The organism is Butyricimonas hominis (genome assembly GCF_014287455.1).
Taxonomy (GTDB): domain Bacteria; phylum Bacteroidota; class Bacteroidia; order Bacteroidales; family Marinifilaceae; genus Butyricimonas; species Butyricimonas muris.
On the sequence record NZ_JACOOH010000001.1, the window covers coordinates 214543 to 235353 of the forward strand.

A 20811-nucleotide genomic window follows, 5' to 3' on the forward strand; every position below is an offset into this window, starting at 1 on the left:
TTGTTTTTTTAGTCGTTGATTGTTATTGTTTTCAATCTCTGTCCTGATATAGCATGACCTTGTATCCGGATTTCAGATGCACCTTGACGGTACGCATCTTCTTGGCGATATACTGGCTCGTGCCTTGTATCAGCCCCTTGCCCAAGTCGGAGGCGAGCTGCGCCCCTGCGTTGGTGGAGATATTAATGCTGCTGCCCAGCGAGCCGCCCATGTTGGCGGCAACCTCCCTGACGGCGTTCATCTCCATCGAGTTTGGAATGAAGATGCCGGGCTGTCCGTCCGTGTCATACACCGCCAGTTCTACCGGGATAATCGTACCTGCGTACTCCAGCGAAGTAATTTCAATATCGAGTCGTTCGCCCTGAATCTTTGCCGTGCCTACCACCACTGCATTGCGGGGTATGATTTTGTCCGCCACTGCCATCGGCTCCAGCAGCCGTAATCTTACCGCCTGCCCGTCAGTCACACTCTGCGCCCCATAGACACACGCCGATATGGTGTTCCTGTCCGATACAGTCGTGACACCCACCGCCGTATTGAAACTGCGGTTGCGCTCCTGCGAGAAGGAGGCGACAAACTCAGCGTTGCTCATCGGCTGTGAGAGCGAAGATACCACCTGATGCGTTACCTGCCTGACAGGTGCAGCCGTGTTCTTTCCGGCTTTCTGCACGGGGTAAGGCTCTGCCGCCTGTCCGACAGGTGGCTGTGTGCCGTTCTGCCCGCCCATGTACTTCGCCGCCAGTTCATAGGACTTCTCCATGAGTGCCACTTGGTCATCCATAGCGGATGCCTTGCCTTTCTCGGTTTCCAGTTCCGATTCCAGCGAGGCGATACGCTCTAACAGTTCGTCCATTTCCGCGTTGTCGTTCTTCGGCTGCTCATAGAAGTTGCCGAGCGTGGTATTGAGGTCGCGGTAGGCAGCTGCGGAGGATTGGATGGTTTTCGGAGCGGATGATTTTGCTGTTGCATCTTCCGCATTTCCGGGATTAGCAAGGTCGAAGTCCCTGCCGCCGTCCGTTTCCGCCACCTCGCGGTCGAACATATCGCCCAGTTCCTGCATGGCGCGGCTGCGGTTCTCCTGCCGTTCCTCCATTGCTCCCTGTTCGTAGGCTTTCGCCTTGTCGCCGATGATCTGGCGGTTCGCCTTGTCAGCGTCGGGCATTTCGATGTTGTAACCACCCGTTCCCGGTTGCTGCTCCTTGTCGGAAGACGGGGCGAATATCAGCCACATAGCACCGATGAATACCAGCACTATAGCGGGCAGCACTATCATTTTCTGACGTTTCAGCCTTTGGGCTTCGGTCAGCGGCTTGCGCTCCTTCTTCGGTTTCCCGTTGTCGGGAGCCGCCTTGTTCTCGTTTTTAGGTTCATTCTTCGTCTGTTCCATATAAATAAGGTATTACATTATGATTGTTGTCCGGCTTTATGGACAGTTCCACCTGTCCGGCATGGTCTGTTACCATCCGGCTGCCGTCATTCCTGCCGATTTCATAGACGGCTTTGCCGAAGGTGTAGAGGGCAAGCACCGCAAAGGCGGCGAGCATCGCCAGCACGATGCGCCTGCGTGTCTTCGGGGGCAAACCGTCCAGATAGCCTTTGAGCCTTGCCACCAGCATTTTCTTTTTGTCGTGGAGCTTCCAGTACGCACGCCAAAATGATTTTTTGATTTTCTTCATGTCCGTTTACCTTTTGATGGTTTGTAAATCCTTGTTCTCGATGATGGTGAATCCCTCGATGGTGAAACCGTTGGGATTGTCGTCCGAACGGGACGAGTTCAAGAGGCGGCACGTAGTCACGAGGCTGCGCTCGGTGACGTTGCTCTGCCGGATGATCTTCTGCGTGGCGTAGGTCACGGCACGGTAGGGATAGCCGTTGAAATCGCACACCACGCTGTCCACCTTCAACACCTGATTGATGTTCCCGGCGATGATGCGGTTGTAGTACCCCTTCTCGGCAAAGTCCGAATAGTAGTTGTACACGCTTTTGTCCGCTAATAGCAGGGCGCGTTTCACGTTATGCTCTATCGCGCTCTTTTCGGGTGAGAGCGTGAAGAACAGCTCGTGGAAACGGCGCACGTGTTCCCTCGCTTCTGCCGGACGGTTCTGCGACAAGTCTTGCGAGAGAGCCAGCATCAGCGACTTGCCGTTGTCCAGCACGTAAATCTTTTCCCGTTGCCGCTCCGCGAAGCGGTAGGAACTCCACACGCTCCATACCGTTATTACGGCACACAACGAGAGGAAGACGATACCGAACAGGCGTATCTGCCTGAACGATGATTCGATGTTTTTAAGTGACTTAAATTCCATTGTTGTTTATTCGTTTTTAATTGTCAGTTGATTATTTCAGCAGCTTCCCGACACGTCCGACCACGTTTCCTGCGGCTGCGCCCGCCACGCTGCCCGCCATACTTCCGGCTCGTCCTGCCGTCTGGTTCACGTTGCGACCGTAGCTTCCCATGCCTCCGGCTTGGATAATCCAGCCTGCTACCGTGGGGATGGTGAAGTAACCAATGATGCCGATTATCATGAAGACGATGTACACCCCGTCGCTCGAATCCAGCGAGAAGTTCGGGTCAGCCTGCATCCGTTCGATGTCGCTTTGCAGCATCAGCACTTGTATCTTCGCCAGTATGGTGCTGAACATATCCGACACGGGCAGCCACAGATAGACCTGTATGTAGCGGCATATCCACTGTGTAAGCGTGCTTTGGAAGCCGTCCCACACCGATATGGCGAAGGCTATCGGACCGAGTATCGCCAGCACCACGAGGAAGAACGTGCGGATGGTGTCTATCACGAGGGCGGCGGCTTGGAACATCAGTTCCAGTATCTCGCGGAAGAAGTCGCGGATGCCCTTCTTCATGTTGTACATCCCGCGCTCGATGTACATCCCCGCCATCGTCACCATGTCGCCGGGCGACCAGCCCAGTTCTTCCAGTTGTTTGTCAAACTCCTCATTTGACACGAGGTAGGCGGTTTCGGGATTGCGCATCATCGCTTCGTACTCCAGTTTGTCCTTCTGCTCACGGTATCGGTTCATGTCCAGCGTTTCCGCCTCCAGCATCTTTGCCGTACCCTGCACGACGGGCGACATGATGCTGTTTATCGTACCCAGTACCACCGTCGGAAAGAACATGATGCACAGACCGATAGCGAACGGGCGGAGCATAGGGAACACGTCTATCGGTTCGGCTCTCGCCAGCGACTGCCATACCCGGTAGGCCACATAAAAGAGTGCGCCCAGCCCGGCGATGCCTTTCGCCACGCCCGCCATGTCCCCGCATAGCGGCATCATCTGTTCGTAGAGCGAGCGCAGAATTTGGTGAAGGTTGTCGAAATTCATAGGCTACCAATATCTTTCGTTCATGTTCCCGTACAGCCCCATGATGCGGTCAAGGTCGTTTTTCTTCTTCGCACGCAGGTAACTCACGCTAATGTTCTTGTTGGTGTAGTAGCTCACGAGGTTGCGGTAACGCTTCATTTTGGAGTAGCAGCGTTCCACCACGTCCATGCGCTCCTTGTCCGTCATGGAGAGCGTGGTGATATTCACCACATTCTTCAGTTCCGTCAGCACATCGTTGGATTCCTCCAATAACTTGGTGTAGCCAAAGGCGATGGCTCCCAGTTCCTCCACCGTGAAGTTGTCGTCACGCATCATCTTCTGGAAACTGGTCACATAGGTGTCGGTGATGTCACCCACCATCAGAATGGTCTGCTGCACCTTCCGGGCGTCCTTTACCAGATTGTTCACGGATTTGAGTGCGTCGTAATACTTCTTGCCCTGTTCGTAAATCTTCACGGTCTCTTGAAAATTTTTTATCATATTCTGGGCGGTCGTGGAAGTGTGTACCACGTTCTTCGAGGTGTTCACGATGCTCTGCGCGATGTTGGACGGGTCTATCACCGCCCACTGTGCGCTTGCCCTGCCGACTGCAAACAGGCACAGGCAGATAATAAGTGTTATTCTTGTTCTCATGTTACTTTGGATTTTAGTGGATTTCATTATTTATTGCTCGCCTATCGGATGGTCCGGTTTCGGGTTCACACGCACGTAGTCCCCGTTCGGCGAGAAGGTCAGGATGTCCGTCGCCTCGTTGTAGGACACGTCGATGCGGAATCCGGTGTTCATGAACAGATTGCCGTTCTCCTCCTGCAAGAGATAGGTTTCCGGCTTCAGCTTGCGGCGGATGCCGCTCCGCTTGAATACCGTCACCTTATAGGCTTCGCCCTCCTTGTAGATAAGCACGTCGGGCTTGCCCTCCACACTCTCCCAGTTTCCGCAAAGCAGGTCGCGTCGGTTGTCCGTTATGTCGCAGGATTGCAGCACCATGACCGCCAGCCCGATTAAACACTTGCTGACTTGCAGCATTTTCGTTCTTGATATACTCATACGCATTTTCTTTTTTAGTTGATGAATCTGTTTCTATTTATTCCTTTTTTCTCCGCCTTTCGGCAAGCTGCCGGATGACGGCTTCAATGTCGCCGCCCAACTGTTCCGCCAGACGGTAAACCTCTACTTTTTCCGTTTCTTCGGTGGTGTACGCCAGATACTCTTCAGCACTAACTTCGGTGGCATAGACTGCCGACTGCGTGCCGCCCAGTCCTATCCACACTTCCTTGTAGAGCCTTGACGGGTTGTTCGCCATGTTGATGGAGAGTATCTGCGACTTCTCTTTCTCCGTCAGACCCAACAGGGACTGTATGGCATCAAACTTGTTCATGTACTTCCGCTGGTCAAGGAGTATCTTGCAGTCGGAGTTGTTGATGATGCTCTCCTTGACGACGGGCGAGGAAATGATGTCGTCCACCTCCTGCGTCACCACGATTGCCTCCCCGTAATACTTGCGCACGGTCTTGTACATATAGCGCAGGTACTCAGCCATGTTCGCCGAAGATAGAGCCTTCCAAGCCTCTTCCACTATCAACTGTTTCCTTACGCCTTTCAATCGGCGCATCTTGTTGATGAAGGCTTCCATGATGATGATGGTCACCACAGGGAAAAGCTCGCGATTTTCCTTTATACTGTCAATCTCGAAGACGATGAACCGCTTGCCGAGCAGGTCGATGTTCTCCGTGGAGTTGAGCAGGAAGTCGTAGCGTCCGTCCCGGTAATACTGCCGCATGGTGGTGAGCATATTGTCGATGTTGAAGTCGGACTTCTCCACCTTTATCTCACGTTCCGCCAGTTCGCGGCGGTAGTCGTCGCGCATATACTCGTAGAAGGTGTTGAACGAGGGGACGATGCTCCGGTCAGCCCTGATACGCTCGATATAGGCGTTCACCGCACTGCCCAGTTCGCCGCTCTCCGTCTTCGTCACTTTGTCGTCCTCCGACTTCCAGAGCGTCAGCAGCAATGTCTTGATGCTGTCCTTTTTCTCCACGTCGAACACGTAATCATCGGTGTAGAACGGGTTGAACGAAATCGGTTTCTCCTCCGTGTAGGTGAAGTACACGCCGTCCGCCCCGTTTGTCTTGCACCGGATCATCTCGCACAAGCCCTGATAGGAGTTTCCCGTGTCCACCAGCACCACGTGCGTACCCTGCTCGTAGTATTGCCTCACGAGGTGGTTCATAAAAAAGGATTTGCCGCTGCCCGAAGGACCCAACACGAACTTGTTGCGGTTGGTCGTGATACCCCGCTTCATCGGCAGGTCGCTGATGTCGAGGTGCAACGGTTTTCCCGTAAGCCTGTCCACCATCTTGATGCCGAAGGGCGAGAGCGAACTGCGGTAGTTGGTTTCCTCCGTGAAGAGGCACACCGCCTGCTCGATGAATGTATGGAAACTCTCTTCCGCCGGGAAGTCCGCCGCGTTGCCGGGCATCGCCGCCCAGTAGAGCGTCGGGCAGTCGATGGTATTGTGGTGCGGCACGCACTCCATGCTTGCCAGCTGGCTGCCCACATCGTTCTTGATATGCTTCAGTTCCTCCGCGTCATCGCTCCACGCCATGACGTTGAAGTGCGCCCGTACCGAGGTCAGCCCGTAGGAATGGGCTTCGTTCAGGTACTGGTCTATCCACTCGCGGTTGATGCTGTTGCTCCGGCTGTATCGGGATAGCGACTGCATATTCCTTGCGGACTTCTCGAACTTCTGCAAATTTTCCTCGCTGTTGTCGATAATCACATACTGGTTATAGATGTGGTTGCAGGAAAGCAGCAGCCCCACGGGGGAGGCGAAGGAGAGGCGACAGTCCGAGCGGTCGGTGGAGAGTTTCTCGTAGCGGATGTCGGTAGCCACCTTTCCTGGCATATCCTCCGCGTCGGAGAGGGTGTGCAGGCACAGGCGGTTGTCACCGATACGCATTTCTTTTGCCGAGAGGTCGATGTCCTGCAAGGTCGTGTCGCCTTCGGGCATGAGCGAGAAGTAACGCTCTATCAGCCCGGCGGACTTCTCCGTCCCGACAATCTCGTCGGTGGAGAGGCGGCGCAGCCTCACAAAGCCGCTGTCGTTCATGATGCGCTCGAACTGTTCGGCGGCCTCCATGAACTTCCCGGCGGTTTCCTTGTCCAGCTCCTTCGGGATGATATGTCCCCGGCACAGCGTACTGAAGTTGCTCTGCATACGGTTACGTTCTTTCGTCGTCTTGGTCAAGTAGAGATAGCAGGAGTGTTTCAGGTACGGACGCTCGTTGAAGTGGCGTTCAAAGGAACGGCTCAAGAAACTCATGTCGTCCTTCTGTAACTCCGGCATATATTTCTCCTTGATGAACCAATCCTGCTTATGCACGACGCAGAAGTACGGCAGCACCTTGATAGCCTTGCACCAGCAGCCGTGTATCGCCTCGTACTCTGCGCCCGTCACGGTGTAAAGCTCCGGCAGTTCCACCTCAAAAGCCACCGTGATGTCGGCGTCTTTGGAGATGATGCAGCCATGCTCCACCGCCAGCAGGGGGAACTTGTTTTCCAGTGTTGTCATTTTGGATGTATTTCTCATGTCGTTTCTTCCTTTCGTTGCCGTTTGAGTAATCGGGTGATCCGCCGTCGGTTGATAAGGTATCGGGGATGGCTCCTTGCCGCTCCCAATTTCATCAGCCCGTGTTCGCCGTACCGGGCGTTCAGCGCGAAGGTCTGCCATACGAGGACGGAAGACGATGCCGCGCCGAAGCCGATACATATCCACTGGTCGATGCCGACCATATAGAGGATGACGAACAGGACGAAGAGAGCCAGCAGACCTCCGCAGAAGATGAAGAGGTACTGAGCCTTCAAACCCTTGAACTCGACCGGACGGCCGATACCCTTGTTTATCGGGTATTCAGCCATACATTGTTTATTAAAGGAAGAATGAGCGCAGGATAGTGGCGGCGACAATCAAGAAGATACAAGCCCCGAACCACGAGGCGGCGGTCTTCGAGGTGTCCGGGTCTCCGGACGAGAATTTTCCGTACACTTTCACGCCACCGATAAGCCCGACTACCGCGCCGATGGCGTAGATTAATTTCGTGCCGGGGTCGAAATACGAACTCACCATAGAGGTGGCTTCGTTGATGCCAGCCAGACCGTTTCCCTGTGCGAAAGCGGAGGCGGTTGCGGCAATCATAAGTGCCGCAGCGATGATTAACTTTTGTCTGATGTTCTTGTTCATAAACTGTTCTTTTTTGTGCCGTCCAAAGGGTGGATAGTCCTTTTTCGGGCGGTTGATACTTGATTACTTTACTTTGGTTTTAGTGGTTGCCCGTTTGTTTCTACGGACTTGGGGCTGTCCGTTGCGGGTTGGCTGTACCTTGTACCGCCGTGCGCGTGGGTGTCGTCATTTTACGTTTTCATTTCCATTCTTTTTTAGTTGTTATACATAGTTTCGGAAGTCGAACTCCTCGATGTTGTCGGGAATCACGAACACCTTTTCCTTTTGTTGTGTCACGGTCATGTTCACCGTGTCCACGAAAACTGCCATCGCCTTTGCAATCCTCTCGCTCATTGCTTCATCGGTCAGGCGTTCCGTTATTCTTGTGAAAAGCTCTGTCCCGTCCAGTTCCGTCATGACCTTTCCGGCGTGTCGCATTTCCTCATCGGATGGTGATTCCTTCCGTATGGTGTGTACTGCCATGTCAATATCCTCGAAGCTACTTCCCGAAGCCTGCTTTTTGTCTGGTTCTTCATCCTCCGGTTCATCTTCTCCGTACTCCAGTTCCGAGGGCGGGATGCTCGTGAAGGTTTCATCGAGTTTGTCCTCCGGTACTTGTGTCGGGCGTGAGACGGTTTCCGTGTTTCCGTCGTCAAAAGTAGCCTCTTCCTCCGACAGCTCAATGCCTTTTTCCGAAGTGGCGGCTTCTTGCGTCGGTATGGCAGCGGTTGTCCGGGTCGATGCCATCTTGAAACGGCTCTTGCCAATGATGTCCGAGGTGTCTGCGTGAGGTATTTCCTTATCCTTTCCTTGCTCTGCCACCGTACTGTCCAATGACCGCCACAGCCCGGCAATATGTCTGAAGAAACGGATGAGCTTCATGTCCATGATGCGGTCATAGAACAGCAGAAACAGAAACCACACGTTGCAAGCAACCGATACGATTAAAAACGCCTTTGTCATAATCTTACTTTTTGGGCGTTTTCAATCTGTTCCATGTACTGCTGCCCGTATTGTCGGAAATGGTCGCGGAGGATGTTATCCACAAACTTGCCGATGCTCAAACCGTTTCCCATCCGACTGGTAACGATAGCGACTTTCTCATGAATTTCTCGGCTGATGTATATACATTGCCGCGTTTTGATTTCCGATGCTTGCAGGAAAGTCGAGAGCGGTTTGTCTCTGCCTTTATCCTTGCGGAAGTCAACGTCGGTATTTTCATGCCCGTAGTCGGTTACACACTTTGCTGCACGGACAGCGGTTCTTTCACTCTTTCCTGTTTGCAGATACTCAGCCTGACGGTTCTTATTTGTTCTTTTCATACTTCTTTGTTGTTTTTGAGTGTTTATAAATTATAGGATTCCATGTGCCGTTTGAACGATTCGGCTATCTCGTCTTGGAACAGCGTGAAATGGTGTGTCAGCACGTTGTCAAGAAATGCCGCGATAGTCACTTCGTTGCCTCCGATTACATGAAGCATCTTCTGTATGCGGTCGTGGTACTCCTTGCGGATATAGACCTGCTTGCCGAGCCTTGCCGTGATATTGGAACCGCATATGAATACTGTGTCATAATCCAATTTTTCCGGCTTGCTGTTCCTGCGCCTGCGTTCCGGCTCCTCTTTGGAGTGCGAGGCGGGTGGAGAAACGGCTTCTTGTATCGCTTCTTTCGGAGGTGGGACAGGAGCGTTCCCGTCCGTGCTTCTCGCTTCCGGCGGAATGCTTGTATCGTCCAGTCGAAATGAGTTGATTACGGCTTCGCTGTCGATGTCCTCGATTCTTGTTTTCTTTGCCATGCCGTTCAGTTTTTGATGATGCCGAGAATCTCATCGACGAGTTTGTCGAGGTTGCTGCCGCGTACCAGTATTTTGTCCGCCGGAAACGCCGTGGAGCGGAATACCGCCTTGCGTTCTGCCGCCGTCTCCTTGCGGAAGCGCTTACTGTCCGGTAGATGTGTTTCCAGAATGGGCAGGGCGAACTCGGCACAGACCTTGTCGTATGCCTTGTAAAGTTCAGTCTTTTCGCGTCCGTCCACCATGTTCCACACGAGGTAAATCCCTTTGATGCCGGACTTGCCCGTGCTTATCATCTGTTCGTTGATGACAGTGGCGAACTTGATGGAACTCTCCATCACCACACGGTCGGCGATGATGGGCGTGAAGATATAGTCCATTTGGGAAATGGTCTGCACCACATCGGCATTGTTGATTGTTCCCGGCAGGTCGAAGAACACGAAATCGAGGTCGGGCTGCGCTGCCACCAGATTTTCGGCGGTCTTTACCGCATCTTCCGCACGGCTGCATCTGATGGTGTACGGGTTCTTCTTCAGTCGTTTGAGCTGCTCATACGCCAGCACCTTGTAATGCCCGTCCTCCATGACGGCTTTCATGTCACGCTTGCGCATGTCATGGATACTGTACTGCGGGAAATCGCAGTCCACCACGGCTACGTTGTAGCCTTTCACATAGTGCAGATAGCTTGCTACAAGCACTGTCAGGGTTGTCTTACCCGCTCCACCTTTCTGCGTGGAGATTGCCACATAAGTTGCTTCTTTCATTTTTTTGATAATTTATTTGGTTATACATCTGTCCGGTGGCGGTAGCGTATTGTCATTAGTACGTACGCACGCACTCCCATTCATTTATTTATTCACTCCTTAATCCGGCTGTGCCTGCGGGTATTCATCGGTTTGTCCAACCGTCCATGCTTTTATCCGTCCGCACGGACGTGTGCTTGGAAAACTATCTGAATACATACACCTGTTTTCAACCGTTTGGATTGATGCCCGGATTGCTGTCCGAACATCCGGCGGAAGGAGTGTATTTTCAGTCCCACATCCGAATCACACTGCAAATAAACAAGGATATTTTGGAACTTGTATCACTTCTCCGGCAAGTGGCAGCACGTTGCGCCGGTTGGCACTGATTGTCCGGGTCAAGCCTCTGTCGGACATCGCCTTAAGGGCGTAACTTTGCACCCGAACGGCAGGGTACGCCGCAGGTAGCGCAGCCCGGAGTTTGAAAGGAATCATCCCCAATCCGTCCCCGACGGATTTTTATGTTCACCTGAACATAGCAAGATGTCTTTTCAGCCGCTCAAAATATTTTGAGCAGCCACGAAAAGCACTTGCCCTTGCAGGGGGCGGGCTTTCCCTCCGAAGTCGGGAAGCCTTTCAGAACTGCGGTGCTGTAATCCGAAGCGGCGGCTTATGCCGTCAATCCGCTAAATCCAAAGTAATATGAAAGAGAAAAGGAAAAGCAAATCAGGGAGAAATCCCAAACTTGATCCGGCGGTGTACCGGTACACCGTCCGTTTCAACGAGGAGGAACACAACCGTTTCCTCGCCATGTTCGGAAAATCGGGTGTCTATGCACGGTCTGTTTTCCTCAAAGCGCACTTCTTCGGGCAACCGTTCAAGGTGCTGAAGGTGGACAAGACGTTGGTGGACTATTACACCAAACTGTCGGATTTTCATGCACAATTCCGTGCCGTGGGTACGAATTACAACCAAGTCGTGAAGGAACTGAGGCTGCATTTTTCAGAGAAAAAGGCGATGGCGTTGCTCTACAAATTAGAGCAACACACCGTCGAACTCGTGAAACTGAGCCGCCGGATTGTGGAACTTTCAAGGGAAATGGAGGCAAAATGGTCGCAAAAATCAGTGTAGGAAGTTCGTTGTACGGCGCGATTGCCTACAACGGGGAGAAGATTAACGAGGCGCAGGGGCGGCTTCTCACCACCAACCGCATCTACAATGACGGTTCGGGAACGGTGGACATAGGCAAGGCGATGGAGGGTTTTCTCACCTTCCTGCCACCGCAGATGAAGATCGAGAAGCCGGTGGTGCATATCTCTCTCAACCCGCACCCGGAGGATGTGCTGACCGATATTGAGTTGCAGAATATCGCCCGCGAGTATCTGGAAAAACTCGGTTTCGGAAACCAGCCTTATCTTGTATTCAAGCACGAGGACATCGACCGCCACCACCTGCACATCGTGACGGTCAACGTGGACGAGAACGGGAAAAGGCTCAACCGGGATTTTCTCTACCGCCGCAGCGACCGTATCCGCAGGGAACTGGAACAGAAGTACGGATTGCATCCGGCAGAACGTAAAAATCAGAGATTGGATAATCCGTTGCGCAAGGTGGCCGCATCGGCAGGTGATGTGAAGAAGCAGGTAGGCAACACCGTGAAGGCTCTGAATGGGCAGTACCGTTTCCAGACGATGGGCGAATACCGTGCGCTCCTTTCCTTATATAATATGACGGTGGAGGAAGCGAGGGGCAACGTGCGCGGACGGGAGTATCACGGGCTGGTCTATTCCGTCACGGACGACAAGGGTAACAAGGTGGGCAACCCGTTCAAATCCTCGCTTTTCGGGAAGTCCGCAGGCTATGAAGCCGTACAGAAGAAGTTTGTCCGTTCCAAATCGGAAATCAAGGATAGGAAACTGGCAGACATGACGAAACGCACCGTCCTTTCCGTGCTGCAAGGCACTTATGACAAGGACAAATTTGTATCCCAACTCAAAGAGAAGGGCATCGACACCGTACTGCGCTACACAGAGGAAGGGCGCATCTATGGGGCTACCTTCATCGACCACCGCACGGGATGCGTGCTGAACGGTTCGCGCATGGGTAAGGAGCTTTCGGCGAATGCCTTGCAGGAACACTTCACCCTGCCATACGCCGGACAACCGCCGATACCGCTATCCATCCCTGTGGATGCTGCGGACAAGGCACACGGGCAGACCGCCTACGACAGTGAAGATATATCGGGCGGTATGGGCTTGCTCACTCCCGAAGGTCCGGCGGTAGATGCCGAGGAAGAGGCTTTCATCCGGGCGATGAAGCGCAAAAAGAAGAAAAAACGCAAGGGCTTGGGTATGTAATCAGAGTATCAACAATTAAAAAATCAATGTATGTCACAACAAGAAGACGATTTGAGGGCATTGGCGAAAATCATGGATTTTCTGCGTGCCGTGAGTATCATTTTAGTGGTCATGAACGTGTACTGGTTCTGCTACGAAGCCATCCGGCTGTGGGGCGTGAACATCGGCGTGGTGGACAAAATCCTTCTGAACTTCGACCGCACGGCGGGGCTGTTCCATTCCATTCTCTACACGAAGCTGTTTTCCGTCCTTTTGCTTGCCTTGTCCTGTCTGGGTACGAAGGGTGTCAAGGGTGAGAAAATCACTTGGGGGAGAATCTGGACAGCATTTGCCGTCGGGTTCGTGCTGTTTTTCCTGAACTGGTGGTTGCTGCCCCTGCCGCTGCCGCTTGAAGCGGTGACGGGACTGTATGTCCTTACCATTGGAACGGGCTATGTCTGCCTGTTGATGGGTGGTCTGTGGATGAGCCGCCTGTTGAAACACAATTTGATGGAGGATGTTTTCAACAACGAGAACGAGAGTTTCATGCAGGAAACGAGGCTTATCGAAAGCGAGTATTCGGTCAATCTGCCGACACGTTTCTATTACAGGAAACGCTGGAACAACGGTTGGATCAATGTAGTTAATCCCTTCCGTGCGTCCATCGTGTTGGGTACGCCGGGCAGCGGCAAGTCCTATGCCGTGGTAAACAATTTTATCAAGCAACAGATTGAAAAGGGCTTTAGTCAATACATCTACGATTTCAAGTATCCCGACCTATCTACTATTGCCTACAACCATTTGCTGAACCACCCGGACGGCTACAAGGTAAAGCCGAAGTTCTATGTGATCAACTTCGACGACCCGCGACGCTCTCATCGGTGCAATCCCATTCACCCGGATTTTATGGAAGATATTACGGATGCCTATGAGAGTGCCTACACAATAATGCTCAACCTCAATAAAACGTGGGTGCAAAAGCAGGGCGACTTCTTCGTGGAGTCACCTATCATTCTGTTTGCCAGTATTATCTGGTATCTCAAAATCTATCAGAACGGGAAGTTTTGCACGTTTCCCCATGCTATCGAGTTTCTGAACCGCCGTTACGAGGATATATTTCCGATACTGACCTCTTATCCGGAGCTGGAGAACTACCTTTCGCCGTTCATGGATGCGTGGCTTGGAGGGGCTGCGGAGCAGCTCATGGGTCAGATAGCGTCGGCAAAAATCCCGCTTTCGAGGATGATTTCACCGCAGCTCTACTGGGTGATGTCAGACAGCGAGTTTACGCTGGACATCAACAATCCCGAAGAGCCGAAAATCCTCTGCGTGGGTAACAATCCCGACCGTCAGAATATCTACGGTGCGGCACTCGGTCTGTATAATTCCCGTATCGTGAAGCTCATCAACAAGAAGGGGATGCTGAAGTCATCGGTCATCATCGACGAGTTGCCCACAATATACTTCAAAGGGTTGGACAATCTTATAGCTACCGCCCGAAGCAACAAGGTTGCCGTGTGTCTGGGCTTTCAGGATTTCAGCCAGTTAGTGCGTGACTACGGGGACAAAGAGGCGAAAGTGGTGATGAACACTGTCGGCAATATTTTCTCCGGTCAGGTGGTGGGGGAAACAGCCAAGACGCTCTCCGAGCGGTTCGGTAAGGTGTTGCAGAAACGGCAGTCCATCTCCATCAACCGGCAGGATGTTTCCACCTCCATCAACACGCAGATGGACGCGCTCATTCCACCGAGTAAGATTTCCGGGCTTACGCAGGGAATGTTTGTCGGTTCTGTATCCGACAACTTCAACGAGCGTATCGAGCAGAAGATTTTTCATTGCGAGATTGTGGTGGATGCCGAAAAGGTGAAACGGGAAGAAAGTGCCTACAAGAAAATTCCCGTCATTACAAACTTCACGGACGAGGACGGCAACGACCGCATGAAGGAAACGGTGCAGGCGAACTACCGGCGCATCAAGGAAGAGGTGAAGCAGATTGTGCAGGAGGAACTGGAGCGTATCAAAAACGATCCGGTGCTGTGTAAACTGCTACCAGATAATGAGACTGTCTAACAAGTCCCCAAAATTGAAAATTATCCCTATCGAAGTTTGAAGTGACCCCCAAAAGTTGGATACAATTTTTTTGGGGGGCACTTCAGTTCTGACGGGTAAAATCGTAAAATTCGGACTTGTTAGACAAATACTTACGCGGTTTCAACCTCAGGTACTGAATCTATCGAATTGACAAATTTAACCAATTGCGGATCTGAATCTTTTTGTATGAGGTTTCGGAGACTCTTTTTCAATTCATAAGCATCATCCCCTGCTGTATTTATTAAATCCATATAAAAATCTTTGTTTTGCAGAATCAATGAACGGCATGCCCCATCGGAAATTACAGGTTTCACTATTTTATCAATAACGTCTCCAGCTTGACTTTTCAAATTACCATGCGATCTAAGCCATGTTTCGAAAAATTGAAACTTTATTGCATTGATAGTCTTTTTACCGATGCAGAAATCATTTCTTATATCGGTAACTGTCGATTTAATTTTTCGTTTATCCAATCTTTCAACTATATTCTTGAAACAATTAGGGAAAGGATTCAAACTTTGAGTTCCAGAAGCAATATCCATCAGAATCTTTTTGCCAAATTCAGTCAAGTTATCTGGCAAGGATTTGATTTTAGCCAGTAAATGTTTTATTGCGACAAACCAATAATATGATGTATGTGCTGTTCTTTGGGCGTATAATGTATCAACACTTATTTCAGACAACGCTTCGAACGCTATTTTATTGATATGATCGGTCAGGACATTGCTTATTTTAGTGGTCAAATCGTAAAAAGATGCGTCAGGAATTACATCTTTAATATTGTTCTTAGTGATATACTTATCCAAATCGGTATTCCACTCTGCTAAATGCTCGATAAATACCTCATCCGTTACACCTATTCTGTTCTTAATATCTTCAAATTGGGGCAATATGTCTGAGAGCAATAATTTATAGCCAAGTTTATGATTTACCATGTATTGTAGTGTTTCATTTAATAGCGGTATATTCCATCCCACACTATTTACTAATAAGTCTCCATGATCCACATAATAGTCCATGAGTTCTGCAACATATTTTATATCTCCACCCTCTATTAAGGAAACGGAATGACCATGTGCCAATTGCATGGCGACTAAATCGTAATATCCAGACTCTTTAATGTTTCGGCCATCAGTTTCTAATTCAGAATGCAACTGATTTATGTAGGTTGAATCTAACGTTACAGGTAAAGGTCTTTCTTCGTCAGATGCCAATAAACGATAGGTTGTAAATATAGCCCCTATATTATCTTTATTTACATTCTGTTCATCAATGCAATTCGTGATCGCTTGCAAAAGCGTTGGAAACGTATAGGTAGAATTATCTTTTAACGTTTTTACAATATCTGCATGGTCGAAATTATCGGGTAGTAAGTTTGCCAAATAATTATCGAGCGCCTCCGAATTTGTTGCTACTTGATAATATTTATATGCTTTAGTTGTCGCGTTATCCCGATAGGCAGCATCTGTTGCATTTGCAGCTTGAATATAATCGATAAATGTATTTGGCTTGACTGTTTTTGCTTCAATCAATGACGTAAAATCGCACGCCAACTTATTTTGCGCAATAAACCTGTCTATTGCATCTAACGTTTTGAAATAGTCGCCGCCATTGAAGTCATTGAACCGAACTATCTTCTTATATAATTGAGCAATCACATGGTTTTGGCTTTCCGTGTCTAAATGCAACAGCAGTTCTTGGTATTCGACAGGGAACACCTGCTTCTCTATGGATTCTTTTAATTTCAATTGTGCTATTCTTTGCCATACACGCAGAATAACATCGCTCTTTCGAGTTAATTTATGCAAACAATGTATAATCTTATCGATAAGCGCATTGTCCATACATTGTATAACTTCTTCTAATGCAGTGTCAAATTGTTTATTAGTCTCTGCATATTGATTTATGTCGTGGTCTTCTTCTCCGTTGATGCAGCCTTCAATATATTTTTTCAATGGAATTTGTCGAGCATCTTCAACATCGACACCATATACCAAAGCTGCAATTTCGCGTTGTGTTTGCAGATCATTGTTAATTATTGTTTGAATGCCATTCAGATAGTCGCCGGACAATATTTGTTCTACTGGATTTGCCAGAATATCCGTCTTCTTCAAACAGAACAATGCTATGTTTATCATCAAAATTTCGTTACACCACTCTTGTTTAAGAGCGACCATCTCATTGATATATGATATAATTTCCCTAACATTGGCATTAGGATTTACCAATCTGAATATCCGATTTATAGTTTCTTTCGCTTCATTTTCTGTTTCTCCAAATGCTTCAACAAACAGTTTGTTGAATATACTTCGATAGTCGGTAATAACAGGAGGAGCAACACGATAAACAATAGGGAAAGTTTTATTGATAAAATACTTGGTCAGTTGTTTCGTTTGTTCGTCGGTCTCATCTCCGAATGCACAAGCTAAATGTGTTTCATCGAAAGGAATAACAGCCCAAACATTTTCAAAACCGCTATCGGCGAAGAACGTATGGATAGAAGACCATAATTCTTTTACTTTTTCAGCGGGGAGACGATCCATGTTGTCAAAAACAAGGACTAATTTACGTTGTCCTTTTTCCTTGATAAAATCAGAAATGTCTTGCATCCATGTTTTGAACTCGTAAACCGTTGGTTCGTCTTCGCTCAAAGTCTCATAGCAAACGTCCTTTTCGACTTTATCTTGATAAATAGCTAACATATAACTCCATCCATATTTATGATCTTTGCTATATGCCCATTTCCAAACGCACAATGCAATAAGAACTGGCAGTGCAGCTATGATAATAGACAATAAAGAAAACCACCATGTTGTGGGTGTAGGTTTTACTGCATACGCAATAAATGTAAATATCGGAGTTAAAACTGCAACCAAAAATGCCGCAACCATACCATTACTGATAAGGGGATATTTTTCGGTTACGGTCTCCGTTTTACGGGCTAATAAATATTTCAGCTTTTCAGACCATGATACGGTTTTCGTACCTCCACCTTTGACTTTTATTGTTGCATTTCCAGATAGGATACCATCATCAATAAGTTTGCTTGTAAGCAATTCCAATATAGAGCGGCGTTGCAAGTCCTCTTGATGTCCCCATGCGTCATACTCAAAAAAGTAATAGTCGTCTGATAATTCACGTTCCAACATTTTAACCACGTTGGATTTTCCAGATCCCCAAATACCTTCGATGCCGATAATTCGAGGTAAAGTACATTCCTCATCCAATGAATCATTCTGACAAAAATGGCGAGCAATAGTTTTTGCCAACCTTTCTTGCGAACCTCCATCGAATTTGTCAATACCACACGGTTTATTTTGGATAAACCGCGGATATTGCTGTTTGGATTGTAGTTTTGTTTCCATATACGTAATTTATTGATTATACGAACTCCAAATAATTCTCCCGATTTACCACATGAAACTCGGCATAGGGATAGGCTTCTTGGAAGGCTTTCGGTGCGGCCGGCATTTTATTTCCCCACTTGAACTCCAAGGCGGTAAGACTGTCGGCACTCTCCTCAATCAGGTCGATTTCCTGTTTGTCGTAGGTGCGCCAGAAATAGAACTCCCTGTGCAGTCCCTCATTGAAGTTCGCTTTGCGCCGCTCTCCGATGATGTAGTTCTCCCACAGCGCACCGACATCCTGCCGAATGGCCAGCGGTGAGAAAGCCCCGATAATGGCATTGCGAATGCCGTTGTCGTAGAAGTACCACTTGCCAGCTTTTGTAACCTCCTTGCGTAGGTTACGCGAATAAGCCCCCAGACGATAGATAACGAAGACCTTTTCCAATAGGTCGAGGTATTTTTCAACGGTCGTCTTGCTCATGCCGAGTTGTTTACCTAACTCTTCGTAAGAAACTTCGCTGCCCAACTGAAAAGCTATCAATCGCAGTAGATCGCGCATCTTGCTCGAATTTTTTAAGCCGTCAATTGCTAAGATATCTTTAAGCAGGTATGCACCGACAATATCACGTAGGTAGTCTGTTTTACGTTCATAGTTCTCCATCATTACTACTTCGGGATAGGAACCGTAAATCAAGCGCGCTTCGAGGTTCTGGCGGGTTTCAAGTGCCGTTTCCGTCTGTGCGATTTCCCGTTGCGAGAATGGTGTAAGGAGAAATTGCGTACTGCGGCCGACCAACGGTTCACCAGTCTTATTCAGCAAATCGAATGACGAAGAACCACTTGCCAAGACACTTATTCCCGGTATTTCATCAACTATCAACTTCAGAATACTACCGATTTGTGGTATGTTCTGTGCCTCATCAATAGCCAGCAAATCAATACCATCCAATAAATGCCGATAATTGGCTATTGAGCGATTCTCCAATAGTGCTAATGTGTCGTAGTCTTCGCCGTTGAGCATCATCGTCCTACCTGAATAGTTGTCCACAATTTTACGCATCATTACCGTTTTACCAACACGGCGAGCACCAAAAATCAGTACTGCTTTATTGGGCGCGATTCGTGCTGTAATCTTCTCTTGAAGTATTCTATTTACTGTTTCCATACCTTATAAAATATAATGCAAAGATAATCATATTTTTTTAATTGGCGAATTTTACAAAAAAAACGGGCTATTAAATGGCGATTTTTACAACCACAATCTTATGGAAGTTGTTTCATTGTTTTTAGTAATGATATATGTTCATACTATGATGACTCAATAATTTACCAGACATACGTTTCTGAAATTTGTCCTTATAGGAATGAAAAACTCACATATATTGTGCTAATTAATATATAATTAAATGAAAATAAAAAGACAGGATACGAGTATTCCTGTCTTCTCATATGTAATGGATATTTTTTTATTTTCTCATCCGCTCCAACTCCTCATCACGCAACATTCTCTCGTTCAGTTTTTCCTGCATCCTGTCAATGAAATAGGTGCGGCTTTCGTTCTTCCGGCGTTTGATATCAGTGTAGAAGCGGTAGCAGTCTTTAGAATCAACCCCGAATATCTTATAGAGAAGTGGGGCGAGCTGTTTGAGCGGCATATTGCCGTTGTTGATGCAGCCCATCACGTCTATGCCGTAGATAAGTTCCACGAGGTCGATGGCATTGCCCGTCCATTGAAGAAGGCTGGCGGTGGTTTCTGTTGCGTTGTTGGCGGATATTAGTGGTGGCACTTGGGGCGTGGCAAGGAATTTCTGCATCTTTCTTACGAAAGACAGAGCCTTGCTGACGTAGGCGGCAATCTCTCTTTTTTCTTCTGACAGATTACGTACGGGATGGTGCTGCAACTCGATTTCGATGTAGGCAAGCGCGATGACGGTAAGGTTCATGTCCATGCCGCCGTTGCACAGTTCGATCACTTGGGTGGCGAAAGCCGTGTATGCCGTTTCCATATTGCAGTCGCCGGCTTCGTTTATCAGGCGGAAAAAGTCGGTTTCCGCCAGCAAGAAATAATTCATGGTTCTGTCAATTTTGAAAATTACACTTTGTTTTCTGCGTGCGCACATGAATATAATTGGCAAAAAACGCGGCAGAAAATAAAAAATCCAACACTCAATTTTACAAAGTGCTGGATTTCAGAGGTATAAAATTCAGTATTTTTTCACAAGGACAAATTATCTCCGACTTAAATTGTTTGTAATCGGAACATTTATTCTATTCCTGAAAATAGAAATGTATGCTTGCCGCACATTTTGGCTATCTTGCTTTTTTATCAAGGATATAGATAATGCGACATACACCGTTGGGATAGCTTTTCAAAGAGGAAAGCGTCCAGTGTTGCTCTGGCAGAGCCGACTTAAAAAAATGTCGTCCGCTTCCGGATATGAAAGGAACGGTGTATAGTATGATTTCATCCACAGCGTGCATCCGCAGCAGTCCGTTTATATAGTCTGCCGTGTCCGGTGTGGCTTCCGCGAGGTAACGGATGTTTGTGCAGTCTTTTCTCCATTCGTGCAGCATTGAAATGGAATAGTCCGGTGTCACACGGTAAAAGGCTTTCTTCCTGATTTCATCAAGACCGCAACGGTCAAGGCACAAATCCTGATGTGCTTTATCATATAACTCTGAAGAAAGACATCCGTCCATCGTCAGTACGGCGAGAATCTGAACTTTACCCATAATCGTTTCCTTTCGTTAGGCAAGGGTAAAAAAGTAGCGTGCAATTCACACTACCTTCAAGCGATGGCTCTGGTAAAGCCTTTACGGAGAGTACGTGAATGCACGCTATGCGTAAGCATAGCATAAGCATCACGCAATCGTCTCCGTAGTTCCAATTTACCAGATTTTCGCTTGAAACGCCTTGCGGTCTTATCCTATATGTTGGCGG

At 48.7% G+C, this 20811-nt stretch carries 22 protein-coding genes; 4 read left to right on the forward strand and 18 right to left on the reverse strand.

Annotated elements, in window-relative coordinates; all coding sequences use genetic code 11:
* Positions 1-31: 31 nt before the first annotated feature.
* The 13 genes from traM to H8S64_RS00910 all read right to left on the reverse strand — a co-directional run bounded on the left by traM (position 32) and on the right by H8S64_RS00910 (position 10117).
* On the reverse strand, positions 32-1387 hold the full coding sequence (traM, locus tag H8S64_RS00850) for a conjugative transposon protein TraM (RefSeq protein WP_032595739.1): 1356 nt from the start codon (positions 1385-1387) through the stop codon (positions 32-34).
* A complete protein-coding gene (locus tag H8S64_RS00855) occupies positions 1368-1676 on the reverse strand; it encodes a TraL conjugative transposon family protein (RefSeq protein WP_004308924.1) in 309 nt (102 codons plus the stop codon). Before H8S64_RS00855 ends, traM begins: the two co-directional genes overlap by 20 nt.
* A gap of 6 nt (positions 1677-1682) precedes the next feature.
* The gene (gene traK, locus H8S64_RS00860; protein ID WP_004308925.1) at positions 1683-2306 is read right to left on the reverse strand and encodes a conjugative transposon protein TraK; all 624 of its coding nucleotides are present in this window, start codon (positions 2304-2306) and stop codon (positions 1683-1685) included.
* A gap of 31 nt (positions 2307-2337) precedes the next feature.
* Positions 2338-3342, reverse strand: coding sequence for a conjugative transposon protein TraJ (gene traJ / locus H8S64_RS00865; protein WP_004308926.1), 1005 nt, complete (start codon positions 3340-3342; stop codon positions 2338-2340).
* Between the two features lie 3 nt (positions 3343-3345).
* Positions 3346-3975 carry a DUF4141 domain-containing protein gene (locus H8S64_RS00870; protein WP_004308927.1) on the reverse strand — a complete coding sequence of 210 codons (630 nt, stop codon included), beginning with the start codon at positions 3973-3975 and terminating at the stop codon, positions 3346-3348.
* Positions 3976-4005: 30 nt separating this feature from the next.
* Positions 4006-4389: a DUF3876 domain-containing protein gene (locus H8S64_RS00875; protein WP_004308928.1), complete on the reverse strand. Its 384-nt coding sequence runs from the start codon at positions 4387-4389 to the stop codon at positions 4006-4008.
* A 37-nt stretch (positions 4390-4426) separates the two neighbouring features.
* Entirely contained in the window at positions 4427-6931 is a 2505-nt protein-coding gene (locus H8S64_RS00880) for a TraG family conjugative transposon ATPase (protein ID WP_005827325.1), read from the reverse strand.
* The gene (locus H8S64_RS00885; RefSeq protein WP_004311206.1) at positions 6928-7260 is read right to left on the reverse strand and encodes a DUF4133 domain-containing protein; all 333 of its coding nucleotides are present in this window, start codon (positions 7258-7260) and stop codon (positions 6928-6930) included. The genes H8S64_RS00880 and H8S64_RS00885 overlap by 4 nt, the downstream gene beginning before the upstream one ends.
* A 10-nt stretch (positions 7261-7270) precedes the next feature.
* Complete coding sequence (locus tag H8S64_RS00890) at positions 7271-7582, reverse strand: DUF4134 domain-containing protein (RefSeq protein WP_004311205.1); 312 nt, start codon at positions 7580-7582, stop codon at positions 7271-7273.
* A gap of 201 nt (positions 7583-7783) precedes the next feature.
* Positions 7784-8524 carry a hypothetical protein gene (locus H8S64_RS00895; RefSeq protein WP_032595736.1) on the reverse strand — a complete coding sequence of 247 codons (741 nt, stop codon included), beginning with the start codon at positions 8522-8524 and terminating at the stop codon, positions 7784-7786.
* Positions 8521-8910: a DUF3408 domain-containing protein gene (locus H8S64_RS00900; protein ID WP_299338276.1), complete on the reverse strand. Its 390-nt coding sequence runs from the start codon at positions 8908-8910 to the stop codon at positions 8521-8523. Before H8S64_RS00900 ends, H8S64_RS00895 begins: the two co-directional genes overlap by 4 nt.
* Positions 8907-9356, reverse strand: coding sequence for a DUF3408 domain-containing protein (locus tag H8S64_RS00905; RefSeq protein ID WP_004311202.1), 450 nt, complete (start codon positions 9354-9356; stop codon positions 8907-8909). Before H8S64_RS00905 ends, H8S64_RS00900 begins: the two co-directional genes overlap by 4 nt.
* Before the next feature lie 5 nt (positions 9357-9361).
* Entirely contained in the window at positions 9362-10117 is a 756-nt protein-coding gene (locus tag H8S64_RS00910; RefSeq protein WP_005643916.1) for a ParA family protein, read from the reverse strand.
* 170 nt (positions 10118-10287) lie between these two features.
* Between H8S64_RS00910 and H8S64_RS22675 the strand changes: the two genes are divergently transcribed.
* Positions 10288-10485, forward strand: a complete 198-nt coding sequence (locus tag H8S64_RS22675; RefSeq protein ID WP_431849728.1) for a hypothetical protein — start codon at positions 10288-10290, stop codon at positions 10483-10485.
* Here H8S64_RS22675 and H8S64_RS22875 read toward each other — a convergent pair.
* Entirely contained in the window at positions 10403-10591 is a 189-nt protein-coding gene (locus H8S64_RS22875) for a hypothetical protein (protein WP_255469409.1), read from the reverse strand. The genes H8S64_RS22675 and H8S64_RS22875 overlap by 83 nt on opposite strands.
* Before the next feature lie 207 nt (positions 10592-10798).
* Between H8S64_RS22875 and mobA the strand changes: the two genes are divergently transcribed.
* Genes mobA through mobC form a run of 3 tightly spaced genes read left to right on the forward strand, consistent with a single transcriptional unit; the run spans position 10799 to position 14502 of the window.
* Positions 10799-11227, forward strand: a complete 429-nt coding sequence (mobA, locus tag H8S64_RS00920) for a conjugal transfer protein MobA (RefSeq protein WP_004291488.1) — start codon at positions 10799-10801, stop codon at positions 11225-11227.
* Positions 11206-12453 (forward strand): conjugal transfer protein MobB, encoded by a 1248-nt coding sequence (mobB, locus tag H8S64_RS00925; protein WP_004291483.1) that lies wholly within the window; start codon positions 11206-11208, stop codon positions 12451-12453. The genes mobA and mobB overlap by 22 nt, the downstream gene beginning before the upstream one ends.
* A gap of 30 nt (positions 12454-12483) precedes the next feature.
* Positions 12484-14502, forward strand: coding sequence for a conjugal transfer protein MobC (gene mobC, locus H8S64_RS00930; protein WP_004291482.1), 2019 nt, complete (start codon positions 12484-12486; stop codon positions 14500-14502).
* A gap of 131 nt (positions 14503-14633) precedes the next feature.
* On the opposite strand, the gene H8S64_RS00935 is transcribed toward mobC, so the two are convergent.
* From H8S64_RS00935 to H8S64_RS00950, 4 genes are all read right to left on the reverse strand, one after another.
* Positions 14634-17888 (reverse strand): P-loop NTPase fold protein, encoded by a 3255-nt coding sequence (locus H8S64_RS00935; RefSeq protein WP_117906290.1) that lies wholly within the window; start codon positions 17886-17888, stop codon positions 14634-14636.
* 16 nt (positions 17889-17904) lie between these two features.
* Positions 17905-19035, reverse strand: coding sequence for an ATP-binding protein (locus H8S64_RS00940; RefSeq protein WP_004291480.1), 1131 nt, complete (start codon positions 19033-19035; stop codon positions 17905-17907).
* A gap of 301 nt (positions 19036-19336) precedes the next feature.
* Complete coding sequence (locus H8S64_RS00945) at positions 19337-19942, reverse strand: RteC domain-containing protein (RefSeq protein WP_004304269.1); 606 nt, start codon at positions 19940-19942, stop codon at positions 19337-19339.
* A 238-nt stretch (positions 19943-20180) separates the two neighbouring features.
* Complete coding sequence (locus H8S64_RS00950) at positions 20181-20603, reverse strand: dihydrofolate reductase family protein (RefSeq protein ID WP_004291474.1); 423 nt, start codon at positions 20601-20603, stop codon at positions 20181-20183.
* Positions 20604-20811 lie beyond the last annotated feature (208 nt).